Origin of the sequence: Streptococcus sp. 9903, from assembly GCF_013276625.1 — a bacterium.
Lineage (GTDB): Bacteria > Bacillota > Bacilli > Lactobacillales > Streptococcaceae > Streptococcus.
The window spans coordinates 102,754-118,163 of the sequence record NZ_VMLI01000014.1; the positions used below are offsets into that span (position 1 = coordinate 102,754).

Below are 15,410 nucleotides of genomic sequence, written 5' to 3' on the forward strand. Positions count from 1 at the left end.
GTTTCAAATATTTCTGCGTCTTCGTCACCTCACGGGATGACATTAAAAACCTTTGCTTAGGATAGTATAGCAGAAAAAAATGATTTTGTAAATCATTTTTTCCCGAGCCTAGAAATAAAAAAGCGAGGTTGACTTTGTAAACATTTGTTTACTAAAAAATTTAAAGCGGGCGTTTATTTGGCATGCCAGCCTTTCTTGGGTATTTGTTGGGTGTTTCTTTTTTCTTTTCTACCACTGTCATGTAACGCGGATCTCCATTTGGTAGGGCGTAACTGAGATTGTCTTCGACTTTACTGAAGAGGAGGTTGAGGGCATTCTTAGCTTCTAATAATTCTTCAGGCGCATTGCTGGCCTTGAGTGCCAATAGTTTTCCGCCAACTTTAAGGTAAGGAATTGTCAATTCAGATAAAACCTGCATGCGGGCAACCGCACGAGCTGTTACAAAATCATATTGAGCACGGAAGTTTTTGTCCTGTGCAAAATCTTCGGCACGTCCATGGTAGAAATGAACACCGTCCAAATCCAGTTCTTGAGCCAAAAGTTGGAGGAAGTTGATGCGCTTATTGAGTGAATCGATGATGGTCACATCTAACTGAGGATAGAGGATTTTCATGGGAAGACTAGGAAATCCTGCCCCGGCTCCAATATCAAGAAGTTTGATAGTTTCATTTGAAATCAAGCCTTGAAGGATGGGTGCAATCGAATCGTAAAAATGTTTGAGATAAACTTCATCCTTGTCTGTAATAGCTGTTAGATTAATTTTTTCGTTCCACTCGACCAAGAGCTCAAAATAACGTTCAAATTGTTTTTTTTGCTGGTCAGAAAGTGGAAGATTTTGCTCGGCAAGCAAGTTGTAAAATGTTTCTGGTTTCATAGTTATTTCCTTCTTTAGTATCATCTTATTTTACCACAATCATTAAAAATTTGATATACTGGTACTAATCTAAAAGCAGAAAGGACTTATATCATGACTTGGATTATTCTTGGAGTTATCGCTCTTATTGTTATTTTTGTGATTGTTAGCTATAACGGTTTGGTTAAAAATCGTATGCAAACAAAGGAGGCTTGGAGCCAGATTGATGTTCAGTTGAAACGTCGAAATGACCTCTTGCCAAACTTGATTGAGACTGTAAAAGGTTATGCTAAATATGAAGGTTCTACCCTTGAAAAGGTGGCAGAACTTCGTAACCAAGTGGCGGCAGCGACTTCACCAGCAGAAGCTATGAAAGCTAGTGATGCCCTTACTCGTCAGGTTTCAGGTATTTTTGCAGTTGCAGAAAGCTATCCAGATTTGAAAGCTAGTGCAAACTTTATTAAATTGCAAGAGGAGTTGACAAACACAGAAAATAAAATCTCTTACTCTCGTCAACTTTATAACAGTGTTGTCAGCAACTATAATGTAAAATTAGAAACTTTCCCAAGCAATATTATCGCTGGAATGTTTGGATTTAAAGCAGCAGATTTCCTTCAAACACCAGAAGAGGAAAAGGCAGTTCCTAAAGTTGATTTTAGCGGTTTAGGTGACTAAGATGTTGTTTGATCAAATTGCAAGCAATAAACGAAAAACGTGGATTTTGTTGCTGGTATTTTTCCTACTCTTAGCTCTTGTTGGTTATGCGGTTGGTTACCTCTTTATGCGATCTGGGCTTGGTGGTTTGGTTATCGCACTAATTATCGGCTTTATCTATGCCTTGTCCATGATTTTTCAATCGACAGAGGTTGTCATGTCCATGAATGGAGCGCGTGAGGTTGATGAGCAAACAGCACCAGACCTCTACCATGTAGTGGAAGATATGGCTATGGTCGCTCAGATTCCCATGCCCCGTGTTTTCATCATTGATGATCCAGCCTTAAATGCCTTTGCGACAGGTTCTAACCCTCAAAACGCAGCGGTTGCTGCGACTTCAGGTCTCCTAGCTATCATGAATCGTGAAGAACTAGAAGCTGTTATGGGACATGAAGTCAGTCATATTCGTAATTACGATATCCGTATTTCGACTATTGCCGTTGCTCTTGCCAGTGCTATCACCATGCTTTCTAGTATGGCAGGTCGTATGATGTGGTGGGGTGGAGCAGGTCGCAGACGAAGTGATGATGACCGAGATGGAAATGGCTTAGAAATCATTATGCTCGTGGTTTCCCTACTAGCTATTGTGCTGGCACCTCTCGCTGCAACCTTGGTGCAACTAGCTATTTCTCGTCAGAGGGAATTCCTAGCTGATGCTTCCAGTGTTGAGTTGACGCGCAATCCTCAAGGGATGATAAATGCTCTACGTAAGTTGGATAATAGTAAACCGATGAGTCGTCCTGTCGATGATGCCAGCAGTGCACTTTATATCAATGATCCTAAGAAAGGGGGAGGGTTCCAAAAACTCTTTTACACCCACCCACCTATCTCAGAACGGATTGAACGTTTGAAACAGATGTAAAATGAAGGCTGGGAAAAAGCCTTTAAAATCTGAAAAACGCATAATATCAGGTGTGCAAAAAACTTGATATTATGCGTTTTATTATGGGAAGATTTACTTCCTTTTCTCATAAAATTGTGTTTTTGTCCTACCTATCTGCTATGTTGCAAATTTATACATCTTCTAAATTAACTACCTCCAGACCGTGTTCTGTCATGCGATAGATGATCGAGCAGACTTCTTTTAAGAAACGACGGTCATGCGAAACAGTGATGAGACCGCCTGGATACGTAGCAAAGAGTTTTCTGATTTGGGGTTGAGAAGTTGGAGAAAAGTTTCGTGTAGGTTCATCCAGCAGGAGAAAGTTTGGTTTGCGCAGCACTAAATCCAAAAGCAGGAGTTTTCCCTGTTGTCCGCCAGATAAGGAGCGAATTTGATGCTGCATTTCTGGATAACTGAAATTGAGACTGGCTAAGTGAGATTGGATTTTCTGCAGTTCCTCTTTTTCACCAGTTTTGCTGAGATAGGCTATAGGGGATAAATCCAATTGTAGTTTTTTATGGTAATCTTGTGGCATATAACCAAGAGAAATCTCTCTTTTTTGACTTAGCATTTGTTGCAACTTTGCTAACAGAGTTGATTTCCCCATACCATTTGGCCCGATGATACCGATTTTTTCTTGCCCACGGACAGTTAGTTGTAGTTCTTGCACCAAAATTCGCTCGCCAATGGACAAATTCTCTTTTTCCAGTTGGATTAAGACTTTAGAAGCCGGTAATGGCTGTATATCTGAGAAGAAAAGTCTGATTTCTTCCTCTTCAAGTGGTTTTTGGGTCATGGACTGAGCTAGCTTTTCAAAGCGTTTTTCTTGAGATAGAACATTTTTCATCTTTTTAGCCAATAGGCGACCGGCAGTACTGTCTTTGGTAGCTCGAAGTGCAGTTTCTACATTTTGCTTGACTCGCCGATGTTTTTCCATGGTTTTATCGTAGGTTCTTTGATCGTTAGCCGCTTGCTGACTTTGTCTGGCAAAATTAGCCTTTCTCTGCTCACTATAGCGGTCATAGTCTAAATGCTCTACTAACGTTTCTGCTTCTTTACGGTGTTTGACCAGTCGCAAGTGAACAATAGTGTCTGCCGTTTCAGAAAGAAAGTCCTCATCATGGGAGATGAAAATAGCAGTTTGCCGAATCTTTTGAATCTGACTTTTTAGCCAATCAACCGTCTCAAGGTCTAGGTCATTTGAAGGTTCATCTAAAAATAGAATCTCAAAGGGTTTGGCTAACTCATGGATGAGCTGAATTTTCAAAGCTTCACCCCCTGATAGACTGCCAATCTCTTGGTCGCTTGCGAAACGATTGCTATCAAAATGCAATTCCTCAGCCAAACGATAGAGGATACTGTAGTCTAAATCAATAGAATCTAAAAAGAAGTAGTCGTGTAGAGTTTTCTTTTTCAGCTCCTCGGGGAGTTTTTGAGGAATGTAGGCTAGTGATTGATGGTCAGACTGGATGTCTCCCCTGATAGTGAAATCAGGCAAAGCTTCCCCCATTAAAGTTTTAAGTAAGGTTGATTTGCCATTTCCTTCCTCTCCAATAATAGCTACCTTTTCCCCATCCTGGATGGTCATGCTTAGATCAGAGACAAGGTCTCGTAAATCTTTGTTTTGTGTGATGGTCAGGTGATTGATTTTTATCATATGATTGCCCTTTCTAGAATGTCCATAGTGCATAACAAAAAGCTCTACTTTACCTAGTAGAGCCCAAAGTCTATGTCAAAAAAACTCTATGAAAATGCCAGAAAAAAGAGCATAAAAGAGCACACAAAAAGAGACAAAAACAAGATCTACTAAATAAAGGTTCTTTATTTGATAGACTTAGTTGTTCATGTCTCCCTTACCTCCGAGTATTAGTATCTTTATACTATACCTTTAAGGAAATTTTGTCAACAGAAAACTGGAAATTCTATGCTCTAAAATCCGTGTGGTAGGCATTAGTAATGAGTTCTTTGTCTTCCATGTGAGTATCTTCCTTGCTCTGATGTATTCTTGCCTATAGTATAGAACTAAAAAAATGACATAGTAAACATGTTAAAAACTCGAATGTTAATTACAAAGTTTGCTGTGCTGATTTGTAGCCTTTTCATGGTATAATCAAGAGAGTAAATCTTTATGGAGGAAGTATGAAATTAAATATTCAAGAAATTCGTAAGCAGTCTGAAGGCTTGCATTTTGAACAAGCGTTAGATTTAGTTGCTGACCTACGTGCACGTAATCAAGAAATTTTAGATGTAAAAGATATCCTTGCAGTTGGGAAAGTCCAATATGAAGACCGTATGTATTTCTTAGATTATCAGTTGTCTTATACCATTGTCCTTGCTTCAAGTCGTAGTATGGAGCCAGTTGAGTTGGCTGAATCTTATCCAGTCACAGAAGTTTTCATGGAAGGCGCAACTAACCAGCTAGATCAAGAAGTTTTAGACGATGATTTGGTCTTGCCTATCGAAAATGGAGAACTTGACCTTGCTGAGAGCGTGTCAGACAATATCCTACTAAACATTCCTATCAAGGTCTTGACGGCTGAAGAAGAAGCTGGTCAAGGTTTTGTGTCAGGAAATGACTGGCAAATCATGACAGAAGAAGAATACCAAGCCCAACAAGCGGTTAAGAAAGAAGAAAACAGTCCTTTTGCTGGCTTACAAGGACTATTTGATGGAGACGAATAATGGTCTTGTCAAAAAAACGCGCACGAAAGGTGCTAGAAGAAATTATTGCTCTTTTTCCAGATGCCAAGCCCAGTCTTGATTTTACCAATCATTTTGAACTACTAGTTGCGGTCATGTTGTCAGCTCAGACAACAGATGCAGCGGTAAATAAGGCCACACCAGGTCTCTTTGCTGCCTTTCCAACGCCACAAGCCATGTCTGTGGCGACAGAGGGTGAGATTGCTTCACATATTTCTCGCCTGGGACTGTATCGGAATAAGGCTAAATTCCTTAAAAAATGTGCCCAACAGTTACTAGACGATTTTTATGGCCAAGTTCCTCAAACACGTGAGGAATTAGAGAGTTTGGCAGGTGTTGGTCGCAAGACAGCCAATGTTGTTATGAGTGTAGGATTTGGGATTCCAGCTTTTGCAGTGGATACTCATGTAGAGCGTATTTGCAAACACCACGATATCGTCAAAAAATCAGCGACACCACTTGAGGTGGAAAAGCGGGTCATGGATATCTTGCCGCCTGAGCAGTGGTTAGCAGCTCATCAGGCCATGATTTATTTTGGAAGAGCCATTTGCCATCCTAAAAATCCAGAGTGTGACCAGTACCCACAGTTATATGATTTTAGCAATTTATAAGATGGGGTTTCAAAAGTTTTTGCTTGATTTTAGGCTCGCTTTGTGCTATAGTAATTGATAATTAAATATTCCTTTAAACCTGTCCCGTGAGGCAGGCAAGGAGCGTGATAAAGTAGAAGGGTGAAGTCTATACTGTTTGTAGTAGGGCTTACTTAGCTATACATTTCAAGTCTCCTTGTTTAAGGAGACTTTTCTTTTTGGAGGTTTGTCATGAAGACAAAAGAAGTTGTAGACGAATTGACCGTCAAACGAGCGATTACGCGTATTACTTATGAGATTATCGAACGCAACAAAGATTTGAATAAAATCGTCTTGGCTGGTATTAAAACTCGCGGTGTCTTTATCGCCTACCGAATCCAAGAACGTTTGGAGCAGCTAGAAAATCTTTCAGTTCCTGTTGTGGAATTAGATACTAAACCTTTCCGTGATGATGTTAAAAGTGGAGAAGATACTTCTTTGGTTTCTGTAGATGTGACAGACCGTGAAGTTATCTTGGTGGATGATGTGCTTTATACAGGCCGTACCATCCGCGCTGCTATTGATAATATTGTAGGTCATGGTCGTCCTGCGCGCGTGAGTTTAGCAGTTCTAGTCGATCGTGGACATAGAGAATTGCCAATCCGTCCAGATTACGTTGGAAAAAATATCCCAACTAGTCGTTCTGAAGAAATCATCGTAGAGATGGCAGAACTTGATGGCCAAGACAGAGTTCTGATTACTGAAGAAGCTTAGAAAGCTAAAGGAGTAGCCATGTCAGAAAATCAACAAGCATTGAACCATGTGGTGTCCATGGAAGACCTCACTGTCGATCAAGTGATGAAATTGATCAAGCGAGGAATTGAGTTTAAAAATGGAGCCCAGCTTCCTTATGAAGACCATCCGATTGTTTCCAATCTTTTCTTTGAGGATTCTACACGGACGCATAAGTCCTTTGAAGTGGCAGAGATTAAACTGGGGCTGGAACGACTTGACTTTGATGTGAAGACTAGTTCGGTTAATAAGGGTGAGACACTTTATGATACCATTTTGACTTTGTCTGCTTTAGGAGTGGATGTCTGTGTGATTCGCCACCCAGAGGTTGACTACTACAGAGAGTTGATTGCTAGTCCTACGATTACGACTTCCATCATCAATGGTGGAGATGGTTCGGGCCAACACCCTAGCCAGAGCTTGCTTGATTTGATGACTATTTATGAGGAATTTAGTCACTTTGAGGGTCTCAAGGTTGCGATTGCAGGTGACTTGGACCACTCGCGCGTTGCCAAATCTAATATGCAGATTTTGAAACGCTTGGGAGCTGAACTCTTTTTCGCTGGACCTGAGGAATGGAGAAGTCAAGAGTTTGCAGACTATGGACAGTTTGTAACCATTGATGAAATCATTGATCAGGTGGATGTCATGATGTTTCTTCGTGTGCAACATGAACGTCATGATAGTGGAGCTGTCTTTTCAAAAGAAGACTACCATACCCAACATGGCTTGACTCAAGAACGTTACGATCGTTTGAAAGAAACAGCAATCCTCATGCACCCAGCTCCAGTCAACCGTGATGTAGAAATTGCAGACCATTTGGTTGAAGCACCAAAATCACGGATTGTCCAACAAATGACCAATGGTGTCTTTGTTCGAATGGCAATCTTAGAATCCGTACTGGCGAGTAGAAACGCCAACTAAAACACAAGACGTTAAAAGACGCCAGTGAGCGTCCACGAGAGGTGAGAATATGACAAAAAGACTTCTAGTATTAGAAGATGGCACAGTTTTTGAAGGCAAGGCCTTCGGAGCAGATATTGATGTAACAGGCGAAATCGTCTTTAATACAGGCATGACCGGCTACCAAGAATCCATTACAGACCAGTCTTATAATGGACAAATCTTGACCTTTACCTATCCTTTGGTAGGAAATTATGGAATTAACCGTGATGATTATGAATCCATTATTCCAACTTGTAAGGGAGTTGTTGTTTTCGAAGAAGCACGTAGAGCAAGCAACTGGCGCAACCAAATGACCTTGGATGAATTTTTGAAAGCCAAGAAAATTCCTGGTATTTCAGGGATTGATACGCGTGCCCTCACTAAGATTATCCGTAAGCATGGTACGATGCGTGCAACCTTGACTCATGTTGGAGATAGTATGGATCATGTGACGGACCAGCTCCAAGCAACAGTCCTGCCAACAGACAATATCAAACAGGTTTCTACTAAAACCTCTTATCCAGCTCCAGGAGTAGGTTTGAGCGTGGTGCTAGTGGACTTTGGTCTCAAGCACTCAATTCTACGTGAACTTTCTAAGCGTAATTGTAACGTGACGGTTGTTCCTTATTCAACAACGGCGGAAGAAATTCTCCATCTCAATCCTGACGGAGTTATGTTGTCAAACGGTCCGGGTAACCCAGAAGACGCTCCACAGGCATTGGATATGATTCGCGGTGTTCAAGGAAAAATTCCAATCTTCGGTATCTGTATGGGGCACCAACTCTTTGCCATGGCAAACGGGGCTAAGACCTACAAGATGAAGTTTGGTCACCGTGGATTCAACCATGCGGTACGCGAAATTGCTACAGGACGCGTAGATTTTACCAGCCAAAACCATGGTTATGCAGTCAGCCGTGAGGATTTGCCAGATCATTTAATCATTACCCATGAAGAAATCAATGACAAGTCAGTTGAAGGTGTGCGTCACAGATACCAACCTGCTTTCTCTGTTCAATACCATCCAGATGCAGCCCCTGGTCCACACGACGCAAGCTACCTATTTGATGAGTTTATCGAGATGATGGAAGCTTTTAAACAATCAAACTAAGAACGAGTAAAAGCTCGTCAGAGAATTTATGTAACTGAACACGGACGGAAAGCTCGGAATTTAGAGAAACCAATTTGGATTGTCAATCCTTCATGGGTTTCCTAAAATTCAATCGCTTTCTATTCGTCCTTTGTATCTTATTTAATGGCAACCCGAGAGTTGCTGAATAGAAAGACAGGTCGTTTCTTTTAGTCGCTATCAGGCGAACTAAAAACTCCCTGCACTAGATTTTTTACCGAAAAATATCGTTTCGCTAAAAAATCGTCGGAGAATTTATTTAATGTCGCTCTGTGAGGCGACGAATAGAAAGGAGAAGGGTGGTCCGTATTTGCTGAACTGAATACGGGCTACGGACGGTGCTAAAAAGATAGTTATTCCTAGAACTGATAGTTTTTCGTCATAACTCCTATTTTAGCTTTGTCCGCTTGACGCCCTTAATATCTTATAAATGCCTAAACGTACTGATATTCAAAAAATTATGGTGATTGGTTCTGGTCCGATTATTATTGGTCAGGCTGCTGAGTTTGACTACGCTGGGACCCAGGCTTGCTTGTCGTTGAAAGAGGAAGGGTATGAGGTTGTCTTGGTTAACTCAAATCCTGCAACCATCATGACGGACAAAGAAATTGCTGACAAGGTTTACATTGAACCGATTACACTTGAGTTTGTAACGCGTATTCTTCGTAAGGAACGTCCAGATGCCTTGCTTCCAACCCTTGGTGGACAAACTGGTCTTAATATGGCCATGGAATTGTCTAAAAATGGTATCCTTGATGAGCTTGGTGTTGAGCTTCTAGGAACTAAATTATCTGCCATTGACCAAGCGGAGGACCGTGACCTCTTTAAACAATTGATGGAAGAGCTCAACCAACCAATTCCAGAATCAGAAATTGTAAATACAGTCGAAGAAGCTGTTGCCTTTGCAGCAACAATTGGCTACCCAGTCATCGTTCGTCCAGCCTTCACTCTTGGTGGTACTGGTGGTGGTATGTGTGCCAACGAGGAAGAATTGCGTGAAATCGCTGAAAATGGTTTGAAATTGTCACCTGTTACCCAATGTTTGATTGAGCGTTCAATTGCTGGTTTCAAGGAAATTGAATACGAAGTGATGCGTGACTCAGCTGACAATGCTTTGGTTGTATGTAACATGGAAAACTTTGATCCAGTTGGGATTCATACAGGGGATTCCATCGTATTTGCCCCTGCGCAAACCATGTCAGACTATGAAAACCAAATGCTACGCGACGCGAGCTTGAGCATTATCCGCGCTCTCAAGATTGAAGGTGGATGTAACGTTCAGCTAGCCCTTGATCCACATAGCTTCAAGTACTATGTCATCGAAGTAAACCCTCGTGTATCCCGTTCGTCAGCCCTTGCATCTAAGGCGACAGGATATCCGATTGCTAAATTGGCTGCCAAGATTGCCGTCGGTTTGACCTTGGATGAGGTCATCAACCCAGTTACAGGTTCAACCTATGCCATGTTTGAGCCAGCCCTTGACTACGTGGTTGCCAAGATTCCACGTTTCCCATTTGACAAGTTTGAAAAGGGTGAGCGCCGTCTGGGTACTCAGATGAAGGCCACTGGAGAAGTCATGGCGATTGGACGTAACATCGAAGAGTCACTTCTTAAAGCTTGTCGTTCACTTGAAATTGGAGTTCACCACAATGAAATGCCTGAACTTGCAGCAGTTTCTGATGATGCTTTGATTGAAAAGGTTGTGAAAGCCCAAGATGACCGCCTCTTCTACGTATCAGAAGCAATTCGTCGTGGCTACACACCAGAAGAGATTGCTGACCTGACTAAGATTGATATCTTCTATCTGGATAAACTCTTACATATCTTTGAAATTGAGCAGGAGTTGGGTGCCCATCCACAAGATCTTGAAGTTTTGAAAACTGCAAAATTGAATGGATTTTCAGACCGTAAGATTGCTGAACTATGGGAAACGACTGCAGACCAAGTCCGTCAGCTTCGTTTGGAAAACAAGATTGTCCCAGTCTACAAGATGGTAGATACTTGTGCGGCAGAATTTGACTCTGAAACACCATACTTCTATTCAACCTATGGATGGGAAAATGAATCTATCAGATCTGATAAGGAATCTGTACTAGTCCTAGGTTCTGGTCCAATCCGTATCGGTCAAGGGGTTGAGTTTGACTACGCAACTGTTCACTCGGTTAAGGCTATCCAGGCTGCTGGCTATGAAGCTATCATCATGAACTCAAACCCAGAGACCGTTTCTACAGACTTCTCTGTATCAGATAAGCTTTACTTTGAGCCATTGACATTCGAAGATGTTATGAACGTCATTGACTTGGAGCAACCAAAAGGGGTTATCGTTCAGTTCGGTGGTCAAACAGCTATCAACCTTGCGGAGCCATTGGCAAAAGCAGGTGTGACCATCCTTGGTACACAGGTTCCTGACCTAGACCGTGCCGAAGACCGTGATCTCTTCGAGCAAGCTCTAAAAGACCTGGGTATTCCACAGCCACCAGGACAAACGGCTACCAATGAAGAAGAAGCAGTGCTTGCAGCTCGCAAGATTGGCTTCCCAGTCTTAGTTCGCCCATCTTATGTTTTAGGTGGACGTGCTATGGAAATCGTAGAAAATGAAGCAGATCTTCGTTCTTACATGCGTACAGCGGTTAAGGCTAGTCCTGACCATCCAGTCCTTGTAGACTCTTATATCGTTGGACAAGAGTGCGAAGTTGATGCCATTTCAGACGGAGAAAATGTCCTCATCCCTGGTATCATGGAGCATATCGAACGTGCCGGTGTCCACTCAGGTGACTCAATGGCCGTTTACCCACCACAAACCTTGTCGCAAAAGGTGCAAGAAACCATCGCAGACTATACGAAACGCCTAGCAATCGGCCTTAACTGTCTTGGTATGATGAACATTCAGTTTGTCATCAAGGATGAAAAAGTCTACGTTATTGAGGTCAATCCGCGTGCCAGCCGTACAGTTCCATTCCTTTCTAAGGTAACCAATATTCCTATGGCTCAAGTAGCGACCAAGCTCATTCTTGGGCAAAGTTTATCAGAACTTGGCTACCAAGATGGTCTTTACCCTGAAAGCACTCGCGTTCATATCAAGGCACCTGTCTTCTCCTTCACGAAACTAGCTAAGGTAGACAGCTTACTTGGTCCTGAAATGAAGTCAACAGGGGAAGTTATGGGTTCTGATACGACTTTGGAAAAAGCTCTCTATAAGGCCTTTGAAGCTTCTTACCTCCACTTACCAACTTTTGGTAACGTTGTATTTACCATCGCTGATGATGCCAAAGAAGAGGCCTTGGACTTGGCTCGTCGTTTCCAAAATATTGGCTATGGAATCCTCGCGACAGAAGGGACAGCAGCCTTCTTTGCTAGTCATGGATTGCAAGCCCAACCTGTTGGTAAGATTGGTGATGATGATCAGGATATCCCAAGCTTTGTTCGCAAAGGAAGAATCCAAGCTATCATTAACACAGTAGGAACCAAACGAACTGCTGACGAAGATGGAGAGCAAATCCGTCGTTCAGCCATTGAACACGGGGTGCCCCTCTTCACAGCCCTAGATACAGCTAATGCCATGCTTAAGGTACTTGAAAGCCGTAGTTTTGTCACAGAAGCGATTTAAATAGAAAAAAGAGAAGGTGTAACGATCTTCTCTTTTTTGTTATATTTTTTCTTGTAAACTACTGATTAATCAGCTTTTGCGATAAGCTTTAATACTGTGGCTATACCACTCTTGCATTTCCTTTGATGGTGGTGTCATATAATCCCCATACATCTGGGTTAAAAATTGGTCATATTTTTTTGGCACAGGCAACATACGACCTTCAAACTCAGTTAAGATGAGTTCTTTAAAGGTATCAACTGGGAAGACTTCTTTCATTCCTTCCTTACCGATCCCAATTCCTCCTTCATATTGAGGAGAGTTGGTTGTAGCATTTTTGACTAGCTGATCAATTTTCTTGTAAAAGTAACGGGGATTGACCACTCGGAGGGCGTACCAGCTACATAATCTTAGAAAATCTTTTAATTTGCTATCACCGTGAACTGCGCGTGATTTTTTGATATAAGCTAGTTGACGAAGGGCCACATACTTATAACTCTTGTCGACAATGCTCAAGTCTGTAAAGCGATCAATTGGGAAGACATCAATAAAGAGACTGGTGTCATGACGCTTGTACTTCACATGGTCTTCGATAACTGTAGAAGTATCCAAAATCGATGCGAAATTATGGAAGTACCAAGAAGAAGTGTCGTAGGAGAGAACCTTATAACGTGGATGATCTTCTTCCTCAATAATCTTCAGTAAACGCTCGTAATCTTCACGATAAAGGGAAATATCAATATCATCATCCCAAGGAATCATACCTTTGTGGCGGATAGCTCCAAGCATGGTTCCATAACTTAGAAAATAAGGAATATCATGTTTCTTACAAGTCTCATCAATATAGTCTAGCAGGGCTAGTTGAATTTCTTTAATTTCTTCTTTTTCTAAATATTGCATTCTAATCCTCCAATTTGTAGGCATGAAATTCATGACTGTAGAAGCGTTTTTCTTCAGGTGGCAAGGTCATATAATCTCCATAAAATTGCGTCAAAATAGTATCAAATTTTTCAGGTGCGGGAAGGCTTAAATTCTCAAAGGGCAAATCGATTGTTTTATCAAAAGTACCACTTGGGAAGACTTCCTTTTCCTTAAATTTAGAAGGGATAAAAGCCATATACTGCCCATTATCACGACTATATTTTTGAATTTCTTTCTCGATTTTATTTGCGAAATAACGAGGAGAAACCGGTCGAAGGAGCAACCAAAAGGCTGTTCGTATCCAATCTTTTAAAAGGCTATCCTTATAGACAATATTTTTGTGTTTACTGAAAGACAGAAGTTTGAAGCTTTCCAGTTTGTAACAAATATCAATGACATTAGGATCATCAAAGCGATCCATAGGGAAAATATCGATAAAAACACCTGACTCATAGGTTTTTGTATTTCGAGTATCAATAATTTTAGTTGTACTGTCTGTTATTTTGATAAAGTTGTTAAAGTAGTTCTTATCAGTTTCTAAGGAAAGGAGCTTATATTTGCTTTTTTCCTTTTGAAAAATGTTTATAAATCGTTGGTAGTCTTCTCGAGGCATGGACAGATCAATATCGTCGTCCCAAGGGATAAAGCCCTGATGTCGAACTGCCCCAATCAGAGTACCGTAGTTAATAATATAGTTGATATTGTGCTTTTTACAGAGAGTATCAATATAATCCAAAATTTCTAATTCAATCTGTTTGGCATCTTCAATGGTTAGTTGTTTCATTTTAAACTCCTATGATCTTTTGAATTTATTTTTTAAGGCTAGGACATGGTTTAAAAATTCATAGAAAATGCTATCTTTGGTGAAGGCAAGTAGACCAATATAAGAGATGGCTGATAGCAAGACAATCAAACCAGTATTAATCAAAAATGGCAAATTAATGATCATATCCACAGGATACAAGAAATTAATTAGGAAATAAATTCCTACAAAGGAAAGTGAAAAGAGCGAGTATCGAACAGTATAGCTAAAGATATGTCCCAAGTGAATAAGCTGTTTTCTATGGATGAAAATGATATAGAAAACAAGTAGAGAGGCCTCTGATAGCATAGTTGTCAGTAAGTAGTATTCAGGAGCCACGATATGGTTGAAAAAGAGGAGACTATTTAAGCCCAAATTGAGTAGCCCAGCAAAGACTGTGTAAACTGTGATACGTTTTTCATAGCCATTTGTAAAGAGAATTTGGGAACCAAGAATGGTATCTAGTGCCAGGATAATCGTCCGAAAAGCGAAGAGAGAGGTTAAGATACCACCTCCGATATATTTTTCACTACCGTAAAGTAGGATGGCATTTGGTCCTAAAACCATGAGTCCAAAGCTCAGTGGAATGATAAAGAAGTTAAAGATTCGACTGCCCCTGTTAACCAGAGAAACATAGGCTTCTTTGTCTCCTTTACCCAAATAGTAACTGAGACGAGGCACACTCACTCCAATTGCACCTGTTACAACCCCAGCTATAACGGTCACAATTCGCTGAGCCATGGTATAGTAACTAACGTTGACATCAATCCCTGTTTTAACGAGGAAGAGACGGTCCAAAAATGTGAAGAGCATATTGGCATTGGCAAAGACCAACATGGCTGTTAAAGGGAGAAAGAGCGGTTTAAAATCACTTAGGTGGATTTTAACAAGTTTAATGTCTCTTTTAATCCAAAAATAACTAATCAGATAGTTAATCAGTGTCGATAAACTCATCACAAGTGTGTAGACAACAATATCGTGTTCATTTTTAACAAATAAGAAAATAGAGACCAGCATCAGGATACGGATGAAGGCAGTCTTGTAAAAGAGAAAACTGTAATTTTCCAGAGCTTCATTGACCCATTCAATTGAAAAAATCTGGGCAATGAGTTGAATCCCCATAACAAGGTAGACTTTTTTGACAATTGGATTATCTGTAAAGAAGAGAGGATAGGCTAGGATATAGACAGCGGTAGTCAAAATTGTACAAGCTATGCACAAATAAAAAAGACTAGAGAAGGTTCTATTCAGATCTTTTTTGTTATCCTTGACATTACTGATGGCCCGTAAACCGTAGTTATAGACCCCATAAGTCGCAAAGGGCAAGAAAAATGACAAAATAGTGTCAACTGAGTTGAAGTAACCATAGTCAGTTCGGTCCAAGACACGCGCTACATAGGTTCCAGTTAGGATGGGAAAAATAATATTTAAGACACGAATTCCCATGTAGGATAGAGCATTTAATTTTATACTTTTCATTCAATTTACCTCGTTTTTCATTATATCATAAAGTCAGCTA

At 40.8% G+C, this 15,410-nt stretch carries 13 protein-coding genes; 8 read left to right on the forward strand and 5 right to left on the reverse strand.

Annotated features, from left to right (window positions below; all coding sequences use genetic code 11):
• Positions 1-160 precede the first annotated feature (160 nt).
• A complete protein-coding gene (gene rsmG / locus HT696_RS06580) occupies positions 161-874 on the reverse strand; it encodes a 16S rRNA (guanine(527)-N(7))-methyltransferase RsmG (RefSeq protein WP_173282674.1) in 714 nt (237 codons plus the stop codon).
• Positions 875-967: 93 nt separating this feature from the next.
• Between rsmG and HT696_RS06585 the strand changes: the two genes are divergently transcribed.
• Together HT696_RS06585 and htpX are read left to right on the forward strand one after the other, a co-directional pair.
• Entirely contained in the window at positions 968-1,528 is a 561-nt protein-coding gene (locus tag HT696_RS06585; RefSeq protein WP_173282675.1) for a LemA family protein, read from the forward strand.
• A 1-nt stretch (position 1,529) separates the two neighbouring features.
• A complete protein-coding gene (gene htpX, locus HT696_RS06590; RefSeq protein ID WP_173282676.1) occupies positions 1,530-2,429 on the forward strand; it encodes a zinc metalloprotease HtpX in 900 nt (299 codons plus the stop codon).
• A 151-nt stretch (positions 2,430-2,580) separates the two neighbouring features.
• On the opposite strand, the gene HT696_RS06595 is transcribed toward htpX, so the two are convergent.
• Complete coding sequence (locus tag HT696_RS06595) at positions 2,581-4,140, reverse strand: ATP-binding cassette domain-containing protein (protein ID WP_173282677.1); 1,560 nt, start codon at positions 4,138-4,140, stop codon at positions 2,581-2,583.
• Positions 4,141-4,589: 449 nt separating this feature from the next.
• Here HT696_RS06595 and HT696_RS06600 point away from each other — a divergent pair, with 449 nt between their 5' ends.
• The 6 genes from HT696_RS06600 (at position 4,590) to carB (ending at position 12,189) form a co-directional block, all read left to right on the forward strand.
• Positions 4,590-5,132 carry a DUF177 domain-containing protein gene (locus HT696_RS06600; RefSeq protein WP_088791026.1) on the forward strand — a complete coding sequence of 181 codons (543 nt, stop codon included), beginning with the start codon at positions 4,590-4,592 and terminating at the stop codon, positions 5,130-5,132.
• Positions 5,132-5,761, forward strand: a complete 630-nt coding sequence (gene nth, locus HT696_RS06605) for an endonuclease III (RefSeq protein WP_088791027.1) — start codon at positions 5,132-5,134, stop codon at positions 5,759-5,761. Before HT696_RS06600 ends, nth begins: the two co-directional genes overlap by 1 nt.
• 210 nt (positions 5,762-5,971) lie before the next feature.
• Positions 5,972-6,493 (forward strand): bifunctional pyr operon transcriptional regulator/uracil phosphoribosyltransferase PyrR, encoded by a 522-nt coding sequence (gene pyrR, locus HT696_RS06610; RefSeq protein WP_088791028.1) that lies wholly within the window; start codon positions 5,972-5,974, stop codon positions 6,491-6,493.
• Between the two features lie 18 nt (positions 6,494-6,511).
• Positions 6,512-7,435 (forward strand): aspartate carbamoyltransferase catalytic subunit, encoded by a 924-nt coding sequence (locus HT696_RS06615; protein WP_088791029.1) that lies wholly within the window; start codon positions 6,512-6,514, stop codon positions 7,433-7,435.
• 49 nt (positions 7,436-7,484) lie between these two features.
• The gene (locus HT696_RS06620) at positions 7,485-8,564 is read left to right on the forward strand and encodes a carbamoyl phosphate synthase small subunit (RefSeq protein ID WP_173282678.1); all 1,080 of its coding nucleotides are present in this window, start codon (positions 7,485-7,487) and stop codon (positions 8,562-8,564) included.
• Between the two features lie 448 nt (positions 8,565-9,012).
• Entirely contained in the window at positions 9,013-12,189 is a 3,177-nt protein-coding gene (carB, locus tag HT696_RS06625) for a carbamoyl-phosphate synthase large subunit (protein WP_173282679.1), read from the forward strand.
• Between the two features lie 69 nt (positions 12,190-12,258).
• Here carB and HT696_RS06630 read toward each other — a convergent pair whose 3' ends face one another.
• From HT696_RS06630 to tacF, 3 genes are read right to left on the reverse strand one after another with little or no spacing between them, the layout of a single operon-like run.
• Positions 12,259-13,068 carry a phosphorylcholine transferase LicD gene (locus HT696_RS06630; RefSeq protein WP_173282680.1) on the reverse strand — a complete coding sequence of 270 codons (810 nt, stop codon included), beginning with the start codon at positions 13,066-13,068 and terminating at the stop codon, positions 12,259-12,261.
• Position 13,069: 1 nt separating this feature from the next.
• Positions 13,070-13,873 carry a phosphorylcholine transferase LicD gene (locus tag HT696_RS06635; protein WP_173283448.1) on the reverse strand — a complete coding sequence of 268 codons (804 nt, stop codon included), beginning with the start codon at positions 13,871-13,873 and terminating at the stop codon, positions 13,070-13,072.
• A 9-nt stretch (positions 13,874-13,882) separates the two neighbouring features.
• Entirely contained in the window at positions 13,883-15,370 is a 1,488-nt protein-coding gene (gene tacF, locus HT696_RS06640; protein WP_173283449.1) for a type IV teichoic acid flippase TacF, read from the reverse strand.
• Between the last annotated feature and the right edge of the window lie 40 nt (positions 15,371-15,410).

Coding starts and splice junctions, on each gene's coding strand:
- nth (WP_088791027.1), top strand. CDS start 5,132: ATGGTCTTGTCAAAAAAACGCGCACGAAAGGTGCTAGAAGAAATTATT.
- HT696_RS06630 (WP_173282680.1), bottom strand. CDS start 13,068: ATGCAATATTTAGAAAAAGAAGAAATTAAAGAAATTCAACTAGCCCTG.
- pyrR (WP_088791028.1), top strand. CDS start 5,972: ATGAAGACAAAAGAAGTTGTAGACGAATTGACCGTCAAACGAGCGATT.
- HT696_RS06595 (WP_173282677.1), bottom strand. CDS start 4,140: ATGCACTATGGACATTCTAGAAAGGGCAATCATATGATAAAAATCAAT.
- HT696_RS06635 (WP_173283448.1), bottom strand. CDS start 13,873: ATGAAACAACTAACCATTGAAGATGCCAAACAGATTGAATTAGAAATT.
- carB (WP_173282679.1), top strand. CDS start 9,013: ATGCCTAAACGTACTGATATTCAAAAAATTATGGTGATTGGTTCTGGT.
- htpX (WP_173282676.1), top strand. CDS start 1,530: ATGTTGTTTGATCAAATTGCAAGCAATAAACGAAAAACGTGGATTTTG.
- tacF (WP_173283449.1), bottom strand. CDS start 15,370: ATGAAAAGTATAAAATTAAATGCTCTATCCTACATGGGAATTCGTGTC.
- HT696_RS06615 (WP_088791029.1), top strand. CDS start 6,512: ATGTCAGAAAATCAACAAGCATTGAACCATGTGGTGTCCATGGAAGAC.
- HT696_RS06620 (WP_173282678.1), top strand. CDS start 7,485: ATGACAAAAAGACTTCTAGTATTAGAAGATGGCACAGTTTTTGAAGGC.
- HT696_RS06585 (WP_173282675.1), top strand. CDS start 968: ATGACTTGGATTATTCTTGGAGTTATCGCTCTTATTGTTATTTTTGTG.
- rsmG (WP_173282674.1), bottom strand. CDS start 874: ATGAAACCAGAAACATTTTACAACTTGCTTGCCGAGCAAAATCTTCCA.
- HT696_RS06600 (WP_088791026.1), top strand. CDS start 4,590: ATGAAATTAAATATTCAAGAAATTCGTAAGCAGTCTGAAGGCTTGCAT.